Origin of the sequence: Microbacterium sp. SORGH_AS_0421 (assembly GCF_030818635.1) — a bacterium.
Taxonomy (GTDB): domain Bacteria; phylum Actinomycetota; class Actinomycetes; order Actinomycetales; family Microbacteriaceae; genus Microbacterium.
This window is the reverse complement of the sequence record NZ_JAUTAO010000001.1, coordinates 564334-585069: the sequence shown is the minus strand read 5'-3', so window position 1 is coordinate 585069 and position 20736 is coordinate 564334. Positions and strand designations below refer to the sequence as shown.

Annotated in this window: 13 protein-coding genes, 3 rRNA genes and 1 pseudogene; all 17 read left to right on the top strand. The window is 66.2% G+C overall.

The annotated features are described in order from the left end of the window. Positions 1 to 18 precede the first annotated feature (18 nt). The 17 genes and pseudogenes from QE416_RS02835 (at position 19) to QE416_RS02755 (ending at position 20692) form a co-directional block, all read left to right on the top strand. The gene (locus tag QE416_RS02835; RefSeq protein ID WP_307313331.1) at positions 19 to 909 is read left to right on the top strand and encodes a WcbI family polysaccharide biosynthesis putative acetyltransferase; all 891 of its coding nucleotides are present in this window, start codon (positions 19 to 21) and stop codon (positions 907 to 909) included. Further along, a complete protein-coding gene (locus tag QE416_RS02830; RefSeq protein WP_307313328.1) occupies positions 906 to 1907 on the top strand; it encodes a glycosyltransferase in 1002 nt (333 codons plus the stop codon). Before QE416_RS02835 ends, QE416_RS02830 begins: the two co-directional genes overlap by 4 nt. Beyond that, positions 1904 to 3226: a glycosyltransferase family 2 protein gene (locus tag QE416_RS02825; protein WP_307313326.1), complete on the top strand. Its 1323-nt coding sequence runs from the start codon at positions 1904 to 1906 to the stop codon at positions 3224 to 3226. The genes QE416_RS02830 and QE416_RS02825 overlap by 4 nt, the downstream gene beginning before the upstream one ends. Before the next feature lie 563 nt (positions 3227 to 3789). Beyond that, positions 3790 to 5311: ribosomal RNA gene (locus QE416_RS02820) — 16S ribosomal RNA — on the top strand. 419 nt (positions 5312 to 5730) lie between these two features. Further along, positions 5731 to 8840: ribosomal RNA gene (locus tag QE416_RS02815) — 23S ribosomal RNA — on the top strand. Between the two features lie 102 nt (positions 8841 to 8942). Continuing rightward, positions 8943 to 9059 (top strand): 5S ribosomal RNA (gene rrf / locus QE416_RS02810). Together the 16S, 23S and 5S rRNA genes form the textbook arrangement of a ribosomal RNA operon. A 161-nt stretch (positions 9060 to 9220) precedes the next feature. Next, entirely contained in the window at positions 9221 to 10087 is an 867-nt protein-coding gene (locus QE416_RS02805) for a hypothetical protein (protein WP_307313323.1), read from the top strand. Further along, the gene (locus QE416_RS02800) at positions 10084 to 10881 is read left to right on the top strand and encodes a hypothetical protein (RefSeq protein ID WP_258027990.1); all 798 of its coding nucleotides are present in this window, start codon (positions 10084 to 10086) and stop codon (positions 10879 to 10881) included. The genes QE416_RS02805 and QE416_RS02800 overlap by 4 nt, the downstream gene beginning before the upstream one ends. Then, complete coding sequence (locus QE416_RS02795; protein ID WP_307313319.1) at positions 10878 to 11915, top strand: HAD-IIA family hydrolase; 1038 nt, start codon at positions 10878 to 10880, stop codon at positions 11913 to 11915. Before QE416_RS02800 ends, QE416_RS02795 begins: the two co-directional genes overlap by 4 nt. 18 nt (positions 11916 to 11933) lie before the next feature. Further along, positions 11934 to 12095 (top strand): hypothetical protein, encoded by a 162-nt coding sequence (locus tag QE416_RS02790; RefSeq protein ID WP_180993495.1) that lies wholly within the window; start codon positions 11934 to 11936, stop codon positions 12093 to 12095. Next, positions 12092 to 12892 carry a TlyA family RNA methyltransferase gene (locus QE416_RS02785; protein ID WP_307313316.1) on the top strand — a complete coding sequence of 267 codons (801 nt, stop codon included), beginning with the start codon at positions 12092 to 12094 and terminating at the stop codon, positions 12890 to 12892. The genes QE416_RS02790 and QE416_RS02785 overlap by 4 nt, the downstream gene beginning before the upstream one ends. After that, positions 12889 to 13810: pseudogene (locus tag QE416_RS02780) on the top strand (NAD kinase). The gene QE416_RS02785 and the pseudogene QE416_RS02780 overlap by 4 nt, the downstream one beginning before the upstream one ends. After that, entirely contained in the window at positions 13807 to 15501 is a 1695-nt protein-coding gene (recN, locus tag QE416_RS02775) for a DNA repair protein RecN (RefSeq protein WP_307313314.1), read from the top strand. The pseudogene QE416_RS02780 and the gene recN overlap by 4 nt, the downstream one beginning before the upstream one ends. A gap of 257 nt (positions 15502 to 15758) precedes the next feature. Beyond that, positions 15759 to 17456, top strand: coding sequence for a CTP synthase (locus tag QE416_RS02770; RefSeq protein ID WP_307317841.1), 1698 nt, complete (start codon positions 15759 to 15761; stop codon positions 17454 to 17456). A gap of 1 nt (position 17457) precedes the next feature. Continuing rightward, positions 17458 to 18036 carry an NUDIX hydrolase gene (locus QE416_RS02765; RefSeq protein ID WP_307313311.1) on the top strand — a complete coding sequence of 193 codons (579 nt, stop codon included), beginning with the start codon at positions 17458 to 17460 and terminating at the stop codon, positions 18034 to 18036. 1 nt (position 18037) lies between these two features. Further along, the gene (xerD, locus tag QE416_RS02760; RefSeq protein ID WP_307313308.1) at positions 18038 to 18967 is read left to right on the top strand and encodes a site-specific tyrosine recombinase XerD; all 930 of its coding nucleotides are present in this window, start codon (positions 18038 to 18040) and stop codon (positions 18965 to 18967) included. Positions 18968 to 19051: 84 nt separating this feature from the next. Continuing rightward, positions 19052 to 20692 (top strand): ABC-F family ATP-binding cassette domain-containing protein, encoded by a 1641-nt coding sequence (locus tag QE416_RS02755; protein ID WP_307313305.1) that lies wholly within the window; start codon positions 19052 to 19054, stop codon positions 20690 to 20692. Positions 20693 to 20736: the final 44 nt, after the last annotated feature.

Below are 20736 nucleotides of genomic sequence, written 5' to 3'. Positions count from 1 at the left end.
GCGGACCACGGCGACGCGGTGATAGCACGTCGTGTCCACTACGCCGAGTTCTTCGGCGACGCACCCGCCCCCGACGGCTACGGCGTCGTCGTCGGCAACTGCCAGGCCGAGTCCCTGCGGCTCGTCATCGCCTCCGAACAGCTGCCGGCCGTGCGGATCCCTGCCGTGCACGAGCTCGACGCCGCCGAAGCGTCCCGTCTGCACGCTCTGCTCGCGGGGGCGTCCTTCCTCGTGTCGCAGCCCATCCGCGACGACTACCGCGGCCTCCCGCTCGGCACCGCGCAGTTGCGGGCTTCGCTTCCTTCCGGCGCCCGCGTGGTGCTCGTTCCCGCTGTTCGCTTCGCGGGTCTGCACCCGTTCCAGGCGGTGCTCCGACTCCCCGCGTTCCCCGAGGACCCGCCCCTGGTGGCCTATCACGACGTCCGCACGGTCGCCGAAGCGGCCGGGCTGAGCGTGCCCGCGCACCTTCCCGCCTCGGCGGTTCGCGCTCTGGCCGACGCCTCCGTTGCGGAACTGCGTCGCCGCGAGGCCCTCGGCCTCGACGTCGCGGCATCCGACCTCTTCTCTCCCGTCGTCGAAGACCTCGCGCGCACGGTCAATCACCCCGGCAACGCCCTCTTCCTGCCCCTGGGGGAGCGCATCGTCGAGGCACTGGGCTCGCCCGGACGCGTCGTCGACCCGGGGCGGCCGATCCTCGCTTCGGTGCGCGCGCCGCTCGAATCGTGGGTCGTCGACGCGTGGAACCTCGACGCCGCACCTCGCCCCGAATGGATCGTGGCCGGCGAGACCGTCTCGGCCGACGCCGTGCGCCGCGCCCACCTCGCCTATTACGCGAAACGTCCCGCCCTCCTCGCCGCCGTCGTCGACCGTATGGCCCCGCTGCTGCGCACCTGGAGCGCCGCCGCATGAGTTCGAAGATCTCGATCCCGGATGCCACCCTCCCGGTGCTCCTCGTCCATCCCGGCCCGCACGGCGTCGCGGTCTACGCCCGGCAGATCGCGGCCGAAGTCGTGGCGGCGGAGCCGCACGCGCGGATCACGACCGTCGATGCTCTCGCCGCCCTCCCCGAAGGGACGCCGGTCCACGCTCACGTCACCGACCGCCTGTGGGGAGCATCGCCCGAGGAGGCGACGCACGCGCTCACGGGCCTCGCCGCCCGGCATCCGCTCACCGTGACGCTGCACGACGTGCCGCAGGAATCCGACGGCGAACGCAACCGCCCGCGGCGCCGAGCCTTCTATCGCGCCGTGACCGAGGCGTCGCGCGGGGTCGTCGTCAACAGCGCCCATGAGCGCGAACTGCTGCGCGAAGAGGGCGTCTTCGACGGCCCGGTCGCCGTCGTGCCTCTCCCGGTCGATTCCGTGGCCGTGCCGCTCGCAACGCCGGAGGTCGACGACTCCGTCGGCGTCCTCGGATACTTCTACCCCGGCAAGGGTCATGACGAGGCGCTCGAAGCCGCTGCCACCGCGGGGCTGACGCGACTGACCGTGCTCGGACGCGCCTCCGACGGCCACGCGGGCGATCTCGATGCCTTCGCGCGACTCGCCGGCGCGCGGGGGGTGTCGGTGGAAGTGACCGGGTGGCTCGACGACGCCGAGATGGCCGACCGGGTGCGTCGCATCGCCGTCCCGGTGATCGCGCACCGGCATGTCTCGGCGTCGGGCTCTCTGGCCTCGTGGATCGGCTGGGGACGCCGTCCTCTCGCCGTCCGCAACCGCTACAACGACGAGATGGCCGCGCTCAGGCCCGACACCGTCACCCTCGTCGAGCCGGACGCCCTCGCGGCGGCGATCTCAGCCGCCCGTGACGACGCACCCTCCACGTGGCACGGCCAGCACCCTGTGCCTTTCGGACGCGCTGACGCCGCCCGCGCGTACCTCCGCTGGTGGAGCGAGGTCACGTCATGACGGGGGACACCCCCTGGAACGACCGGATGCCATGGGTGCCGGGCAACCGCTGGGACCGGGTCGCACACCTCGAGCCCCAACCGCCGCGCGTGAGCGTCATCGTCACCCATTACGCTCAGCCGGCGGAACTCGCCCGCACCCTCAAGGCTCTCCGCCGACAGGATCACCCGCGCAACCGTCTCGAGATCATCGTCGCCGACGACGGCTCTCCCGAGGCGCCGTCGGTTCCCGAGGGCGTCCTGCTGGTTCGTCAGGAGGACCGCGGTTTCCGCGCGGCTGCCGCTCGAAACCTGGGAGCGGCGGCCGCGTCGGGCGATGTTCTCTGCTTCTTGGATGCCGACACCAGCCCGGAACCCGAGTACGTGCGACGGATCTCGCGTCTTCCCGCACTCCTGTCCGAGGCGGTGACGGTGGGGCGCCGTCGACACGCGGACTTCGCGGGCGTCCCGGCCCAGATCCCGGTCGAGGAATGCGGTCCCGCACGGGAACTCGTCGAACCGGCCTGGCTCCGAGACGCGTACCAGCGCAGCCAGAATCTCCTGCTCGCCGACGACCGGTCCTATCGGTATGTCATCAGCGCCGTCGTCGCCTGCTCCCGATCATTCTTCGACGAGGTGGGCGGTTTCGACGAGACCTTCTCGTCGTACGGAGGAGAGGATTGGGAATGGGCGCACCGGTGCTGGCAAGCCGGCGCGGTTCTCGCGCATGTTCCGGATGCCGTGGCCTGGCACGACGGCCCGGACTGGGCGGGCCGGGGGGACTCCGAGCGTGAGGCCGAGGGCAATCGGCAGTCGATTCAGTTGGTGACGAAGATCCCCGTCGATGGGTCAGCGGCACGAGGTCTCCTTCCCGCGATGCCCGACATCGAGGTACGCGTGCCGGTGACGACGACCGCGGCCGCGTTCGTGTGCGCCGACTCGCTCCTTGCGGCGCTGCCGAGAGCCGCTGTCGTGATGGCGCCGGTCCCGGATGCGGCCGCGCTGCGCGCTGACCCCCGCGTTCGCTCTGCCGTCACCGAGGACCCGCGCGTGAGGGTGGAGCTGGAGCACCCGGTGGTCGTGTTGCGTCCCGATGCGCTGAGCGATGCCCTCGCCGTCCTCGGCGAAGGTGACGTGGGACGAGTGCATCTGCGGTCTGCGGAGGGGGTGCCGCTCGGGTCGGCGACGAGCCGCCGGGCCCGCGCCAGGAGCACACGGTGGAGCACGAGGTCGGGGCACGCAGAGACCACTCGCGTCATCGAGGGCATGCACGTCCTGCGGGCGGAACCGTCGGTCGAAGCGTGGCTGGGCGGGTGGGGCGGAGCGCCTCGGTTCCTCTGAGCCCACCGACTTCCGCGGAATTTCGCGGAATGAGCTTCGCGACACGCCCGGGAAGCGCATGAGTTCGACCGAACCCGGGGTCGCACGTAAGCTTTTACATGTTCGCCCCACAGGGGAGAGCGGAGCGGCCGAAAGGCCCCGCGTCCTCTCAAGCGGCGAACCACCCCCAACACCAACACTTGAGAGTTTCGACTCTTTGGTCTACAGTTGGGATCCTGCCACTCGGCACACAAACTCAGTCTGACTGCTTCTTAGCGAAGCTCAATTGCGCTGGTTTGGTTGTCGAGTCCGCAGGTCAAATGAAGTGAACCGCCTCACGGGTAGGTCGAGAGATCGTTTCTGTGGGTGCGTCCGTTCCTTGAGAACTCAACAGCGTGCACTTGTCAAATGCCAATTTATTCCTCGTCGGTCTGACTTTTGTTGGATTGCGAGAAATTCCTTTGGATCAAAGACCAGCCCTTCCGGGGGTTGGCATATGAATTCGTCAGTTTTGATGTTTTCTCTTTGGTCAGTTTCAAACTCGCTATGACTGTCGTTTTCCCGGTGGTTGTATGCATTTCTTTTTTACGGAGAGTTTGATCCTGGCTCAGGATGAACGCTGGCGGCGTGCTTAACACATGCAAGTCGAACGGTGAAGCCAAGCTTGCTTGGTGGATCAGTGGCGAACGGGTGAGTAACACGTGAGCAACCTGCCCTGGACTCTGGGATAAGCGCTGGAAACGGCGTCTAATACTGGATATGAGACGTGATCGCATGGTCGTGTTTGGAAAGATTTTTCGGTCTGGGATGGGCTCGCGGCCTATCAGCTTGTTGGTGAGGTAATGGCTCACCAAGGCGTCGACGGGTAGCCGGCCTGAGAGGGTGACCGGCCACACTGGGACTGAGACACGGCCCAGACTCCTACGGGAGGCAGCAGTGGGGAATATTGCACAATGGGCGGAAGCCTGATGCAGCAACGCCGCGTGAGGGATGACGGCCTTCGGGTTGTAAACCTCTTTTAGCAGGGAAGAAGCGTAAGTGACGGTACCTGCAGAAAAAGCGCCGGCTAACTACGTGCCAGCAGCCGCGGTAATACGTAGGGCGCAAGCGTTATCCGGAATTATTGGGCGTAAAGAGCTCGTAGGCGGTTTGTCGCGTCTGCTGTGAAATCCCGAGGCTCAACCTCGGGCCTGCAGTGGGTACGGGCAGACTAGAGTGCGGTAGGGGAGATTGGAATTCCTGGTGTAGCGGTGGAATGCGCAGATATCAGGAGGAACACCGATGGCGAAGGCAGATCTCTGGGCCGTAACTGACGCTGAGGAGCGAAAGGGTGGGGAGCAAACAGGCTTAGATACCCTGGTAGTCCACCCCGTAAACGTTGGGAACTAGTTGTGGGGACCATTCCACGGTTTCCGTGACGCAGCTAACGCATTAAGTTCCCCGCCTGGGGAGTACGGCCGCAAGGCTAAAACTCAAAGGAATTGACGGGGACCCGCACAAGCGGCGGAGCATGCGGATTAATTCGATGCAACGCGAAGAACCTTACCAAGGCTTGACATATACGAGAACGGGCCAGAAATGGTCAACTCTTTGGACACTCGTAAACAGGTGGTGCATGGTTGTCGTCAGCTCGTGTCGTGAGATGTTGGGTTAAGTCCCGCAACGAGCGCAACCCTCGTTCTATGTTGCCAGCACGTAATGGTGGGAACTCATGGGATACTGCCGGGGTCAACTCGGAGGAAGGTGGGGATGACGTCAAATCATCATGCCCCTTATGTCTTGGGCTTCACGCATGCTACAATGGCCGGTACAAAGGGCTGCAATACCGTGAGGTGGAGCGAATCCCAAAAAGCCGGTCCCAGTTCGGATTGAGGTCTGCAACTCGACCTCATGAAGTCGGAGTCGCTAGTAATCGCAGATCAGCAACGCTGCGGTGAATACGTTCCCGGGTCTTGTACACACCGCCCGTCAAGTCATGAAAGTCGGTAACACCTGAAGCCGGTGGCCTAACCCTTGTGGAGGGAGCCGTCGAAGGTGGGATCGGTAATTAGGACTAAGTCGTAACAAGGTAGCCGTACCGGAAGGTGCGGCTGGATCACCTCCTTTCTAAGGAGCATCTGGCATCCGGGGTTTTCGAATCGTGGGTGTCCAGGCGCCAGTTCAACACCGAATGTGTGTTGCTGGTAGCTCATGGGTGGAACATTTGATGGGGTGCTCATGCCGATGGTTCGGGTCTAGTACGCAGCTTGCTGTGGGAACGGTTCGGGTTGGAGGGGTGGGTACATGCACGCTGTTGGGTCCTGAGGGGCCGGGCGCTGGTTGCGCTAGTCGGAAGGCTGGTGTGGTTGGTGGCTGTTCCTCGTGGGCCTTCCCTGCTGTCACGGTTGTGGCGTGTGGGGTGGGTACCGCCCGTACTTTGAGAACTACACAGTGGACGCGAGCATCTTCGACATGACTTTTTGGTTGTGTCGTGAAGATGATCTTAAAGATCATTAGTCAATTTTTTGACGATTCAACTCATGTGATTTCAAGTCTTTAAGAGCAAACGGTGGATGCCTTGGCATCTGGAGCCGAAGAAGGACGTAGCAATCTGCGATAAGCCTCGGGGAACTGATAAGCGAGTTTTGATCCGAGGATGTCCGAATGGGGAAACCCCGCCAGGGCGCGTGCGTACCTGGTGACTCCCGCCTGAATATATAGGGCGGGTAGAGGGAACGTGGGGAAGTGAAACATCTCAGTACCCACAGGAAGAGAAAGCAAAAGCGATTCCGTAAGTAGTGGCGAGCGAAACCGGAAGAGGCTAAACCTAGCGTGTGTGATAGCCGGCAGGCGTTGCATGTTGGGGGTTGCGGGACTTTTCTGATTGTTCTGCCGAATGATCGACGTGACAAGAGGGTATAGACGAACGGTTTTGAATGGCCGGTCATAGAGGGTGCGAACCCCGTAGTCGAAATGCCTGTTCTTGGCGTGAGAAGTATCCCAAGTAGCACGGGGCCCGAGAAATCCCGTGTGAATCTGTCAGGACCACCTGATAAGCCTAAATACTCCCAGATGACCGATAGCGGACAAGTACCGTGAGGGAAAGGTGAAAAGTACCCCGGGAGGGGAGTGAAATAGTACCTGAAACCGTTTGCTTACAAACCGTTGGAGCCTCCTTAGTAGGGGTGACAGCGTGCCTTTTGAAGAATGAGCCTGCGAGTTAGCGATACGTGGCGAGGTTAACCCGAGTGGGGTAGCCGTAGCGAAAGCGAGTCTGAATAGGGCGATTCAGTCGCGTGTCCTAGACCCGAAGCGAAGTGATCTATCCATGGCCAGGTTGAAGCGACGGTAAGACGTCGTGGAGGACCGAACCCACTTAGGTTGAAAACTGAGGGGATGAGCTGTGGATAGGGGTGAAAGGCCAATCAAACTTCGTGATAGCTGGTTCTCTCCGAAATGCATTTAGGTGCAGCGTTGCGTGTTTCTTGCCGGAGGTAGAGCTACTGGATGGCCGATGGGCCCTACAAGGTTACTGACGTCAGCCAAACTCCGAATGCCGGTAAGTGAGAGCGCAGCAGTGAGACTGTGGGGGATAAGCTTCATAGTCGAGAGGGAAACAACCCAGACCACCAACTAAGGTCCCTAAGCGCGTGCTAAGTGGGAAAGGATGTGGAGTTGCTTTGACAACCAGGAGGTTGGCTTAGAAGCAGCCACCCTTGAAAGAGTGCGTAATAGCTCACTGGTCAAGTGATTCCGCGCCGACAATGTAACGGGGCTCAAGCACGCCACCGAAGTTGTGGCATTGACATTTTTGGTAGGCCTTCGTGGTCCAGCCGTGTTGATGGGTAGGAGAGCGTCGTGTGGCGAGTGAAGCGGCGGGGTGACCCAGCCGTGGACGCTACACGAGTGAGAATGCAGGCATGAGTAGCGAAAGACGTGTGAGAAACACGTCCTCCGAAAGACCAAGGGTTCCAGGGTCAAGCTAATCTTCCCTGGGTAAGTCGGGACCTAAGGCGAGGCCGACAGGCGTAGTCGATGGACAACGGGTTGATATTCCCGTACCGGCGAAGAACCGCCCCAGTCAATCCAGTGGTGCTAAGAGTCCTAGCTCACGCTTTAGCGGATCCCTTCGGGGTGAGGCGGGTGTGTGTGAACGCTCGACCCCATGCTGGTGCGGCTAGCGTATTAACAGGTGTGACGCAGGAAGGTAGCCCAAGCCAGGCGATGGTAGTCCTGGTGCAAGTGCGTAGGCCGACTCTTAGGCAAATCCGGGAGTCATGAGGCTGAGACACGATGCGGATAAAAAGTGGGTGATCCTATGCTGCCAAGAAAAGCATCGACGCGAGGTTCTAGCCGCCCGTACCCCAAACCGACTCAGGTGGTCAGGTAGAGAATACCAAGGAGATCGAGAGAATCGTGGTTAAGGAACTCGGCAAAATGCCCCCGTAACTTCGGGAGAAGGGGGGCCATCCACTTATTAGGACTTGCTCCGAAAGGGTGTGGTGGCCGCAGAGACTAGTGGGTAGCGACTGTTTACTAAAAACACAGGTCCGTGCCAAGTCGCAAGACGATGTATACGGACTGACGCCTGCCCGGTGCTGGAAGGTTAAGAGGACCGGTTAGCCGTAAGGCGAAGCTGAGAATTTAAGCCCCAGTAAACGGCGGTGGTAACTATAACCATCCTAAGGTAGCGAAATTCCTTGTCGGGTAAGTTCCGACCTGCACGAATGGCGTAACGACTTCCCAACTGTCTCAACCGCGAACTCGGCGAAATTGCATTACGAGTAAAGATGCTCGTTACGCGCAGCAGGACGGAAAGACCCCGTGACCTTTACTACAGCTTGGTATTGGTGTTCGGTGTGGCTTGTGTAGGATAGGTGGGAGACGGTGAAGCATTCACGCCAGTGAGTGTGGAGTCATTGTTGAAATACCACTCTGGTCACTCTGGATATCTAACTTAGGACCGTGATCCGGTTCAGGGACAGTGCCTGGTGGGTAGTTTAACTGGGGCGGTTGCCTCCCAAAATGTAACGGAGGCGCCCAAAGGTTCCCTCAACCTGGTTGGCAATCAGGTGGCGAGTGTAAGTGCACAAGGGAGCTTGACTGTGAGACTGACAGGTCGAGCAGGGACGAAAGTCGGGACTAGTGATCCGGCAGTGGCTTGTGGAAGCGCTGTCGCTCAACGGATAAAAGGTACCTCGGGGATAACAGGCTGATCTTGCCCAAGAGTCCATATCGACGGCATGGTTTGGCACCTCGATGTCGGCTCGTCGCATCCTGGGGCTGGAGTAGGTCCCAAGGGTTGGGCTGTTCGCCCATTAAAGCGGTACGCGAGCTGGGTTTAGAACGTCGTGAGACAGTTCGGTCCCTATCCGCTGCGCGCGTAGGAAGTTTGAGAGGATCTGACCCTAGTACGAGAGGACCGGGTTGGACGAACCTCTGGTGTGTCAGTTGTTCCGCCAGGAGCACCGCTGATTAGCTACGTTCGGGATGGATAACCGCTGAAAGCATCTAAGCGGGAAGCCGGCCTCAAGATGAGACTTCCATACCTTTATGGTGAGAGGCTCCCAGCCAGACTACTGGGTTGATAGGCCGGATGTGGAAGCGTAGTAATACGTGAAGCTGACCGGTACTAATAAGCCGATGACTTGATAACACACCTGTTTTTGGTGCTTGCGTCCACTGAGTGGTTCTCGATGTACGGTCGGGAACTCAACAATGATCATGTCGTTGTTGGTTTGTGAAACATCAATAGTGTTTCGGCGGCCATAGCGAGAGGGAAACGCCCGGTTACATTCCGAACCCGGAAGCTAAGCCTCTCAGCGCCGATGGTACTGCAGGGGGGACCCTGTGGGAGAGTAGGACACCGCCGGACTTCTTTTCAGTCGAAATGGCCACCCAACGTTGGGTGGCCATTTCGCATTTGCGGGCACTTTTCCCCGGGAAGGACAGTCATGTCTACGGACGACGCGAACGATCGCAGGAGCAACGAAGGGCGCTCGGGCGACCGCGCGTCCGGGCGTGGACAGTCCTCCCGTGGCAACGATTCTTCGTCGCGGAGCGACCGCCCGTTCCGTCGCGACGGCGAAGGTTCGGGTCGTGCACGTCGTGAGGGTGACTCGCGTCCGTTCCGCCGTGAACACGATGGTGGCGCGCGCCCTTCCGGTCGCGACGGTGGCGGCACGGGTCGCCCCGCGCGTGACGGTGATCGTCCGGTTCGTCGCGATGGAGATCGGCCTGTTCGTCGGGATGGGGGTCGTCCGTTCCGTGGTGACGGGGATCGTCCGGTTCGTCGGGAGGGTGACCGTCCGGTTCGTCGGGAGGGTGACCGTCCGGTTCGTCGGGATGGTGACCGTCCGGTTCGTCGGGATGGGGATCGTCCGGTTCGTCGGGAGGGTGACCGTCCGGTTCGTCGGGATGGGGGTCGTCCGTTCCGTGGTGACGGGGATCGTCCGGTTCGTCGGGAGGGTGACCGTCCGGTTCGTCGGGAGGGTGACCGTCCGGTTCGTCGGGACGGGGATCGTCCGTTCCGTCGGGAGGGTGACCGTCCGGTTCGTCGTGATGGCGACCGGCCCGTGCGTCGGGATGGGGATCGGCCGTTCCGACGCGATGGCGAGCGGCCCGTTCGTCGTGACGGTGACCGTCCGGTGCGTCGCGACGGCGATCGCCCCGTGCGTCGGGACGGGGATCGTCCCGTCCGTCGTGACGGGGATTCCCGCGGCTTCTCCGGCACGGACCGTCGTCCGACGGGCGACCGTCGTCCGGGTGCCGGGGCGCCCCGCAGGTTCGATCGCGAGGACTCGCGGGCCACGCGGCCGCCTCAGGACCGTCGCGAGCGCGGCCCCGAGATCCCCGAGGAGATCACCGCCTACGATCTGCCGGGCGCGGCGCGCAACGAGTTGAAGACCCTCAGTAAGGACAACGCCGACAACGTCGCCCGCCACCTCGCGATGGCGGCTCGCGTGATCGACGAGGACCCGGAGCTCGCCCACCAGCACGCGCTGGCGGCATCCCGAAGCGCGGGACGCGTTGGCGTGGTCCGGGAGACGGTCGCCATCACTGCTTATGCGGTGGGGGACTTCGCCCTGGCGCTTCGCGAGCTGCGCACGCACCGCCGCATCACGGGCTCCGACGACCAGCTCCCGCTCATCGTCGATAGCGAGCGCGGTGTCGGTCGCCCGGATCGTGCGCTCGAGGAGGGTCGCGCGGTCGACCGGTCGACGTTGTCGGTCCCGGTGCGCGTGCAGCTGGCGATCGCCATGTCCGGCGCGCGACTCGACCTCGGCCAGGCTGATCGCGCTTTGCAAGAGCTCGAGATCCCCGAGGCCGACCCTGACCGCGCGTTCGAATGGAGCCCCGCGCTCTTCTCCGCTCGCGCTGCGGTGCTCGAAGAGCTCGGACGCGCGGACGAGGCCGAAGAGTGGGAGCGTCGCGCGTCGATCGCGGCCGACGCGCTCGACGCGGCTGCCGGTGTCGCCGACCGCGAGGTGATCGTCGTCGAGGAGATCGAGCTCATCGATGACGAAGGCGGTGTGGATGTGGCATCCGGAGTCATTCCCCTCGAGGAGGATCGAGAGGACTCGGTCGAGTCCGGAGGCGACGAGCACGTCGTCGACGTCGACGGAGAGAGTGCCCCCGTCGATGTGAACGCCGACGGAGTCGACGACGTGTCGAGTGACGAGGAAGACGCGCGATGATCTTCGGGCGCAGCACCCCTCCCCCGACGCCCCTCGACGGCATCGACGTCGTGCTGGCCGACCTGGACGGTGTCGTGTACGCCGGGCCGGGTGCTCTCCCGCACGCGGTCGACAGCCTGAACCGCGCCCAGCAGGAGGGGCGCCGGCTCGGGTACATCACCAACAATGCTTCGCGTACCGATGCGTCGGTGGCGGAGCACCTCACCTCGCTCGGGTTGCGTGTCGCGCCGGATGACGTCACGACCAGCCCGCAGGCGGCGATGCGTCTCATGCGCGATCTGGTTCCCGCGGGTTCGACCCTGCTGGTCGTCGGCGGAGAGGGCCTCGTCGTCGAGGTCGAGAAGGCGGGATTCGTCGTGACGCGCAGTGCGGACGACGATCCGGCCGCCGTCGTCCAGGGGTTCGCGCCGGACGTCGGGTGGGTCCATCTGGCGGAGGCGGCCTACGCTCTGGCCACACCGGTCGAACAGGGGGGCATCCCCTGGGTGGCGACCAACTCGGACTGGACCATTCCGCAGGCTCGTGGCATCGCACCGGGCAATGGCACGCTCGTGTCCGCCGTGCACACGGCCGTCGGCCGACTGGCGACGATCGCAGGCAAGCCCGAGCGGCCCATCTTCGACGTCGCCGTCGCCCGTACGGGCGCGCAGACGCCGCTGTTCATCGGCGACCGTCTCGACACCGACATCCAGGGCGCGCGCACCGCGGAGATGCGGTCCTTGCTGGTGCTGACGGGGATCGATCGTCCCAAGCAGATCCTCGCGGCACCGCCCTCGCAGCGCCCGGACTACATCGTTGAAGACCTCCGGCAGTTGTTCGAGCCGTACCCCGCCACGGTCGTCAAGGGCGAACGTACCCGCGTGGGCGATGCGATCGTCGAGATCGACGGCGTCGATCTGCGGATCGTGAACGACGGAGGCCGCCAGATCGACCTCCTGCGCGCGGGGGCCGCAGCCATCTGGAACAGCGGACGGGCGATCTTCGGCTTCCGGGTTCCCGAACAGCTCTACGCGGACCCGTTCCGCGTGCGCTGACGTCGTAGCATGGCATCCATGTCCGACAGCTCCGCCCCGGATGCCGCCGGGCTCATCGATCGGCTGCGCCTCATCGAGGAGCAGCCCCTCGACACCCGCGCGGCCGCCTACGCCGCCGTGCACGAGGAACTGGCTCGACGCCTCGAGTCCGCACCCGCCGATCCGTCCTCGCCGTCGTGACCTCGCGCCTCGACGCCGAACTCGCCGCGCGGGGACTCGCGCGCTCGCGCTCGCACGCGGCGCAGCTGATCTCGGGCGGCCTTGTGACCGTGAACGGACGCCCGGTGGTCAAAGCGGCGGCCCAGATCGAGGCCGAGAGCGTCATCGAGGTCGCCGGCGCGGACCACTACGTCAGCCGCGGCGCTCACAAGCTGCTCGCGGCTCTCGACGCCTTCGGCCTGGAGGTGCGGGATCGCGTCGCCCTCGACATGGGGGCATCGACGGGCGGCTTCACGCAGGTCCTCCGCGAACGTGGGGCGCGACCGGTGATGGCCGTGGATGTCGGGCACGGACAGTTATCCACCGTCATCGAGGCGGACCCCGACGTGGTGTCGGTCGAGGGGTATAACGTGCGGTTCATGACCGCCGACTCTCTCGCCCACGCCACCGGCGTCGCCGAGCGCGCCACCGTGGTGACGGGGGATCTCTCTTTCATCTCGCTGGAGCACGTGCTGCCCGCCGTGGTCGCCACGGCAGCACCCGATGCCGACATCGTGCTGCTTGTGAAGCCGCAATTCGAAGTGGGGCGTACGTCGGTGAAGGGCGGGCTCGTGACGGACCCGGCGCTGCGGTCGGATGCCGTGCACGGCGTCCTCTGGGCGGCATGGGATGCGGGGCTGAAGACCGCGGGTCTGATCGCGTCCCCCGTCGTCGGCACGCATGGCAACCAGGAGTACGTCGCGTGGTTCTCGGCCACTCGGGGCAGCGACCCCTCAGAATGGGAGAGCACCGTGACCCGACTGACCGGAAGCCGATGACCCCCAGCGATCGCCGAATCCTCCTCGTCGTCCACGCGCGCCGTGACGACACCGTCCATGCCGCCGAGCGCATCCTGACCGCCGTGCGGTCTGCCGGTGCCACACCGGTGGTGTCCGCGGAGGACCGGCCCGAACTGGCGGAGCGGCTTTCGCTCGACGGCGGTGCAGACCCTCGGCGTCGACGTGGGTATCGATGAGGTCGAGCTGGCGATCGTCCTGGGCGGCGACGGCACGATTCTGCGGGCGGCCGAGGTCGTCCGCGGCGGAACGGTCCCCATCCTCGGGATCAACATGGGCCACGTCGGCTTCCTCGCCGAGATCGAACGCGACGACATGGACGACGCCGTGCGCCGGGTGATCGACCGCGACTATGTCGTGGAAGAACGTCTCGCTCTCGCCGTGCGTGTCCTCGACGCCGACGACGAGGTCATCTTCGAGACCTGGGCCCTGAACGAGGCCACCGTCGAGAAGGCCAGCCGGGAGCGGATGCTCGAGGTCGTCATGGAGGTCGACGGACGACCGCTGTCGTCGTTCGGGTGCGACGGCATCGTCGTGGCGTCCCCGACCGGGTCGACCGCCTACAACTTCTCGGCCGGGGGGCCCGTCATCTGGCCGACGGTCGAGGCCATCGCCGTCGTCCCCCTCTCGGCACATGCTCTGTTCGCCCGCCCGCTGGTGGTCAGCCCCGACGCCATGGTGGCCGTCGAGGTGCTCGAGCGCACCAGCGGCAGCGGCATCCTGTGGTGCGACGGTCGTCGCTCGCACGAGCTGCCCCCGGGCGCCCGCGTGATGGTGCGCCGTTCGTCGCGCCCCGTCCGCCTCGCACGCCTTCACCCCGCGGCCTTCACCGACCGCCTCGTCCGCAAGTTCCGACTCCCGGTCACGGGGTGGCGTGGGATGCCGGGGGGTGCGGCGTGATCGAGGAGATGCGGCTGCGCGACCTCGGGGTCATCGCCGACGCGACGCTTCCGATCGGGCGGGGCTTCACCGCGATCACCGGTGAGACCGGCGCGGGAAAGACGATGGTGGTGACCGGCCTGGGACTGCTGCTCGGCCAGCGCGCGGATTCCGGCGCGGTGCGCAAGGGGGCGGCTCAGGCTGCCGTCGAAGGCGTGTGGCTCGTCCCCGAAGAAGGGGTGGTCGCCGCGCGCGTGCGCGAGGCCGGCGGTGACGTCGAGCCCGTCGGCGGCGGGTCCGCCGAGCTCTATCTCGGACGCACCGTCTCGAGCGAGGGGCGTGGCCGAGCCACCGTCGGCGGCCGTACGGCCCCCGCGGGGGTTCTCGCCGACCTGGCCGACGACCTCGTGGTCGTGCACGGGCAGTCCGACCAACTGCGTCTGAAGTCCTCGTCGGCCCAGCGCGACGCCCTCGACCGCTTCGGCGGTGAGCCCGTCGGCGCCGCTCGGACGGCGTACCGCGCCGCCTGGGACGTCTGGCGCAGGCTGGATGCCGAACTGACCACCCTCACCGCGGACCGCGATGAGCGGGCGCGCGAGGCGGAGCGACTGCGCGCGGCCATCGCCGAGATCGAGGCCGTGGCTCCCGTCGCCGGCGAGGAGGAGGAGCTGGCTCGCCGAGCCGAGCGCCTCGCCAACGCCGAGGACCTGCGCGTCGCCGCCGTGACGGCGCACGCCGCTCTGTCGAGCGAGGACGGCTCACCCGATGTCGTCACGCTTCTGGCAGAGGCCCGCCGAGCCCTCGAGCGGATCTCGGGTAGCGATGAGGCGCTCGCGGAGATCGGCGCGCTCGTCACCGATCTCGGGTACCGCGCGACCGATGCCTCCGACGCCCTGTCGGGCTACCTCGCCGATCTCGATGAGTCCGGCCCGCACGAGCTGGCCGCGGTGGACGAGCGGCGTGGCGTGATCGCGGGGCTCGTCCGCGCGCACGGTTCCGTGGACGCGGCGATCTCGTTGCTCGAGACGGGTTCGGCCCGCCTGGTCGAGCTCGACGACGACGGCGACCGTCTACAGAGGCTCGAGACGCAGCGCGACGCGGCCGCCGCCGAACTCGACGCCGCAGCGGAGGCGTTGACCGCCGCGCGACGCGAGGCCGCCGAACGGCTGAGCGCTGCCGTCACCGAGGAGCTGCACGCGCTCGCTCTTCCCGACGCCCGTCTGAGCGTCGACGTGGCGCCCGCGACCCCGGCCGGTCATGGCCGCGACGAGGTCGCGATCCTGCTCGCTCCGCACCCGGGCGCCGACCCTCGGCCCGTCTCGCGGGGGGCGTCGGGTGGAGAGTTGAGCCGTGTCATGCTCGCGATCGAGGTCGTCATCGCGGGTGTCGACCCCGTTCCGACCTTCGTCTTCGACGAGGTCGACGCCGGTATCGGCGGCGCAGCGGCGATCGAGGTCGGCCGTCGTCTCGCCCGGCTCGCCGAGTCTTCGCAGGTGATCGCGGTCACGCACCTCGCCCAGGTCGCGGCCTTCGCCGGGAACCACCTGACGGTCGTCAAGGGGAACGACGGAGCGGTCACGGCATCCAGTGTCCGACGCTTGGACGGTGCGGAACGCGAAGCCGAGATGGCCCGCCTGTTGTCGGGGCTCAGCGATTCGGATGCCGCTCTGACCCACGCCCGCGAGCTGCTGGAGACCGGGCGATCCCGATGAGGCGACCGACGAGGACGAGCCGGGCAGCCGGTGGCCCTCGTCGTCGACGGACGGGTCTGATCTGACATTCGCCGCCGGTCCGTTCTCTTCGGCGGCGACGTCGAGCTGATCCTTTCACCCACTGTGCGCTCGTCTCCACCGCTGTGGTCGGCACACGCCGACGCGGCATCGTCACGCGAACGTGACGTGGATGTCGGAGGGGGGTGCGACACTCGGAGTCGAACCCCCACACGCGACTGATAGGATCGAAGCCCGTGATGCAGACTTCGGACGCGGGACAATCAGACGGCACGACTTTCACGACGAAGCACATCTTCGTCACCGGAGGTGTCGTCTCCTCCCTGGGAAAGGGCCTGACGGCGGCAAGCCTCGGCAACCTCCTCACGGCTCGCGGTCTCCGCGTGGTCATGCAGAAGCTCGACCCGTATCTGAACGTCGATCCCGGAACGATGAACCCGTTCCAGCACGGAGAGGTCTTCGTCACCGATGACGGCGCCGAGACCGATCTCGACATCGGCCACTACGAGCGCTTCCTCGACATCGAGCTGAGCCAGGCGGCCAACGTCACCACCGGCCAGATCTACTCGCAGGTCATCGCGCGCGAGCGTCGGGGCGAGTACCTGGGCGACACCGTGCAGGTCATCCCGCACATCACCGACGAGATCAAACGTCGCATGCGCCTTCAGGCGAGCGAGCAGCCGCAGCCCGACGTCATCATCACCGAGATCGGCGGCACCGTCGGCGACATCGAGTCGCAGCCCTTCATCGAGTCGGCTCGTCAGATCCGCCACGAGCTCGGACGAAAGAACGTCTTCTTCGTGCACGTCTCGCTGGTCCCCTTCATGGGAGCCTCGGGAGAGCAGAAGACCAAGCCCACCCAGCACTCCGTCGCCACCCTGCGTTCGATCGGTATCCAGCCCGACGCGCTCGTGCTGCGCAGCGACCGGCCGGTCACCGAGTCGAACAAGCGCAAGATCGCGCTCATGTGCGACGTCGACGAAGATGCCGTGGTCAACGCGATCGACGTCCCGAGCATCTACGACATCCCCTCGATGCTGAACGACCAGGGCCTCGACGGGCACATCGTCGACGCCCTCGACCTCGACAAGGCGAGCGACGTCGACTGGTCGCGCTGGCAGCGCGTCCTGCAGGCGGTGCACAATCCCAAGCACGAGGCCACGATCGGTCTCGTCGGCAAGTACATCGACCTGCCCGACGCCTACCTCTCGGTCACCGAGGCCATCAAGGCCGGTGGTTTCGGCCAGGAGACCCACGTGAAGATCACGTGGATCCCCTCCGACCAGTGCGAGACGCCCGAGGGCGCCGCCAAGGCGCTGGGCGCGGTCGACGGCATCATCGTTCCGGGCGGCTTCGGCATCCGCGGCATCGAGGGCAAGCTCGGAGCCTTGCGCTTCGCGCGAGAGCAGGGCATCCCAACGCTCGGCATCTGCCTGGGCCTGCAGTGCATGGTCATCGAGTACGCGCGCACGGTCGCCGGTCTCGACGGGGCGTCGTCGAGCGAGTTCGATCCCGACACCGCGCACCCGGTCGTGGCGACGATGGCCGAGCAGGTCGACATCCTGCAGAGCGGCGACCTGGGCGGCACGATGCGCCTCGGGCTCTACCCGGCGGCCCTCTCGGAGGGATCCCTCGCCGCGGAGGTCTACGGATCGAGCACCATCTCGGAGCGCCACCGCCACCGCTACGAGGTCAACAACGCCTACCGCCAGCAGCTGAGCGACGCGGGCCTGGTGTTCTCGGGCGTGAACCCCGATCTCGACCTCGTCGAGTTCGTCGAGCTGCCGCGTGACGTGCACCCGTACTACATCGCCACCCAGGCCCACCCTGAATTGCGCTCGCGGCCGACCGAGCCGCACCCGCTCTTCCGCGGTCTCGTCGCGGCGGCGTTGGATCGTCACCGCTCGAGCGAGCTGTTCGACGTCGAAGAGGACTGACGTGGAGGAGCTGCGCGACGAGAAGGTCGACCTCGAGCTGGTCTCGACGGACCTCGTCTACGAAGGCGCCGTCTGGGACGTGCGCTCCGACACCGTGCGGTACGGCGACGGCGAGATGACCCGCCAGTACGTCGAGCACCCGGGTGCGGCCGCGATCGTCGCGCTCGACGACGACGAGAACGTCGTGCTCATTCAGCAGTACCGCCACCCCATCAAGGAACGCGACTGGGAGATCCCGGCCGGTCTCCTCGACGTGGCCGGCGAGCCTCCTCTCGAGACGGCGAAGCGCGAGCTGGCCGAGGAGGTCGACCTCGAGGCCGACCGCTGGCAGCATCTCGTGTCGATGCACACCACGCCCGGGGGAAACGACGAAGTCGTGCACCTCTTCCTCGCCCGCGGCCTGCGCGGCGTCGAGACCGACTACGAGCGCGAGCACGAGGAGTCCGACATGCGCGTCGAACGCGTGCCTCTCGCGGACGTGATCGACGGAGTGCTCGCGGGACGCCTGCGTAACGGCATCCTGGCCACGGGCGCTTTTGCCGCCGCAGAAGTGCTGCGCCGCGAGGCGTCCACCCGCTGACGTGGAACTCGAGCGGGCGGTCGAGGCCTACCTCCGGCACGTCGCGCTCGAGCGCGGTCTTTCCGACCACACGGTGTCGGCCTACCGCCGTGACCTCGCGGTGTACGTCGAGTGGCTTCGCGCGCGCGGCCTCGGGACCGTCGAAGAGGTGACTCCCGCCCTCGTCGCGGACTTCGCGGGGGAGCGGGCCTCGACGGAACCGCCGCCCGCGTCGTCGTCGCTCGCTCGTCTGCAGTCGTCGGTGCGCGGATTGCACCGGTTCCTTGTGCGGGAAGGTCGGGTCGACGCGGACCCGAGCGGCAGACTTCGACCCCCGAAAACCCCGCGGCGGCTCCCGAAGGCGCTGACCATCACGCAGATCGACGAGCTCCTGGATGCCGCAGGTCCCGCGCCGGGATCAGCGGACGCGTCCGCGGCGGAGCCGTCGGCGGTCCGCGACCGGGCCCTGCTCGAGCTGTTGTACGCGACCGGGGCGCGCGTCTCGGAGATCGTCCAGCTCGACGTCGACGACACCGCCCACGGAGACCTTCTGCGCGTGCGCGGAAAAGGCGACAAGGAGCGCGTGGTGCCGGTGGGGTCGTACGCGCAAGCCGCGATCGAGGCCTACCTCACCCGGGTACGCCCGGCCTGGGCGGCGAAGGCACGTGCGACGCCTCGGCTGTTCCTGGGCGTGCGCGGTGCCTCGCTGTCGCGCCAGAGTGCCTGGCTCATCATCCAGGCCGCGGCACAGCGCGCGGGACTGACGGCACACGTGTCGCCGCACACGCTGCGCCACTCCTTCGCCACCCACCTGTTGCAGGGCGGTGCCGACGTGCGGGTCGTGCAAGAACTGCTCGGTCATGCCTCGGTGTCGACGACGCAGATCTACACGCACGTGTCGGTCGACGCGCTCCGCGACGTGTACGCGACGTCTCACCCTCGGGCGAGGTAGGGACGGCATCCGGCGCCTTCGGCGGGTGAGGGGACCGGGGCGGTGCGGGTACGGGGCCCGACAGCGCCCTGAGACACTAGAGGGATGACCGCCACCCTCGTCGCACAGGGCCTCGCCGGGGGCCACGGACACCGCACGCTCTTCGACGGCGTCGACCTGACGGTCGCACCGGGAGACGTCGTCGGTGTGGTCGGGGCGAACGGGGCCGGTAAGTCGACTCTGCTGCGCCTGCTCGCCGGCGTCGACGAGCCGCAGGCGGGAACGGTCAGCCTCGCTCCCGCCGACGCGTTCGTCGGCTGGCTGCCGCAGGAACACGAGCGCGTGGCCGGAGAGACGGTCGCGCAGTACATCGCCCGACGGACGGGCGCCGCCGAGGCGACCCGCGAGATGGATGCCACGGCGGCAGCGCTCGGCGACCCTGCGGCTGTCGGAGCCGACGACGCCTACGCGACAGCCCTCGAACGATGGCTCGCAAGCGGCGCCGCCGACCTCGACGAGCGGATGCCGGTGGTGCTCGCCGACCTGGGGCTGGAGGTCGGTGCGGATGCCGAGATGACGGGTCTGTCCGGAGGCCAGGCCGCGCGCGTGGGTCTGGCAGCTCTGCTGCTGTCGCGTTTCGACATCGCCCTGCTTGATGAGCCGACCAACGACCTGGACCTCGACGGGCTGGAGCGTCTCGAGACGTTCGTGCGCGGGCTCCGCGGCGGCGTCGTGCTCGTGAGCCACGATCGCGAGTTCCTCGCCCGTTCGGTGACGCGCGTGCTGGAGCTCGACCTCGCGCAGAACTCCCACCGGGTCTACGGCGGCGGGTACGACGCGTACCTCGAGGAGCGCGCCACGCTGCGGCGTCAGGCGCGCGAGAAGTACGAGGAGTACGCCGACACCAAGGCCGACCTGGTCTCGCGCGCCCGCACGCAGCGGGAGTGGTCCAGTCAGGGCGTCCGTAACGCGATGAAGAAGTCGCCCGACAACGACAAGATCCGCCGCAAGGCCGCCACGGAATCGAGCGAGAAGCAGGCGCAGAAGGTGCGCCAGATGGAGAGCCGGATCGCCCGTCTCGACGAGGTCGAGGAACCGCGCAAGGAGTGGCAGCTCGAGTTCACGATCGGTTCGGCACCGCGGTCCAGCTCGGTCGTCTCGACCCTGTCGGGCGCGGTCTTCCGCCAGGGCGACTTCGCCCTCGGTCCTGTCTCGCTGCAGGTGAATGCGGGGGAGCGCATCGGTATCACGGGGCCGAACGGTGCCGGAAAGTCGACGCTGCTGCGTGGCATCCTGGGCCGTCAGACGCCGGACGAGGGGTCGGCGAGCCTGGGCGCGAGCGTCGAGATCGGCGAGATCGACCAGGCCCGGTCGCTGTTCGTGGGAGAGCGAGCGCTCGCGGAGACGTTCGAGGGGTTCGTGCCCGAGATGAACGCCGGCGAGGTGCGAACGCTGTTGGCCAAGTTCGGTCTCAAGGCCGACCACGTCACGCGTCCGGTCGACGGGCTGTCGCCGGGAGAGCGCACGCGCGCGGGGCTCGCTCTGCTGCAGGCGCGCGGGGTGAACGTGCTCGTGCTCGACGAGCCGACGAACCACCTCGACCTGCCGGCGATCGAGCAGCTCGAGCAGGCGTTGGAGTCGTACACGGGGACGCTGCTGCTGGTCACGCACGACCGACGCATGCTTGCGGCGGTGCAGACCGACCGTCGCTGGCGCGTCGAGGCGGGGCAGGTCACGGAGCTGTAGAGCGGTCAGGGCACCCGGCCCCGGTGCGCTGTCCGGCCTCGTCG

Excerpts from the sequence above, each read along its gene's own strand:
- QE416_RS02770 (WP_307317841.1), top strand. The coding sequence starts at position 15,759 with ATGCAGACTTCGGACGCGGGACAATCAGACGGCACGACTTTCACGACG.
- QE416_RS02790 (WP_180993495.1), top strand. The coding sequence starts at position 11,934 with ATGTCCGACAGCTCCGCCCCGGATGCCGCCGGGCTCATCGATCGGCTG.
- QE416_RS02755 (WP_307313305.1), top strand. The coding sequence starts at position 19,052 with ATGACCGCCACCCTCGTCGCACAGGGCCTCGCCGGGGGCCACGGACAC.
- QE416_RS02795 (WP_307313319.1), top strand. The coding sequence starts at position 10,878 with ATGATCTTCGGGCGCAGCACCCCTCCCCCGACGCCCCTCGACGGCATC.
- QE416_RS02830 (WP_307313328.1), top strand. The coding sequence starts at position 906 with ATGAGTTCGAAGATCTCGATCCCGGATGCCACCCTCCCGGTGCTCCTC.
- QE416_RS02825 (WP_307313326.1), top strand. The coding sequence starts at position 1,904 with ATGACGGGGGACACCCCCTGGAACGACCGGATGCCATGGGTGCCGGGC.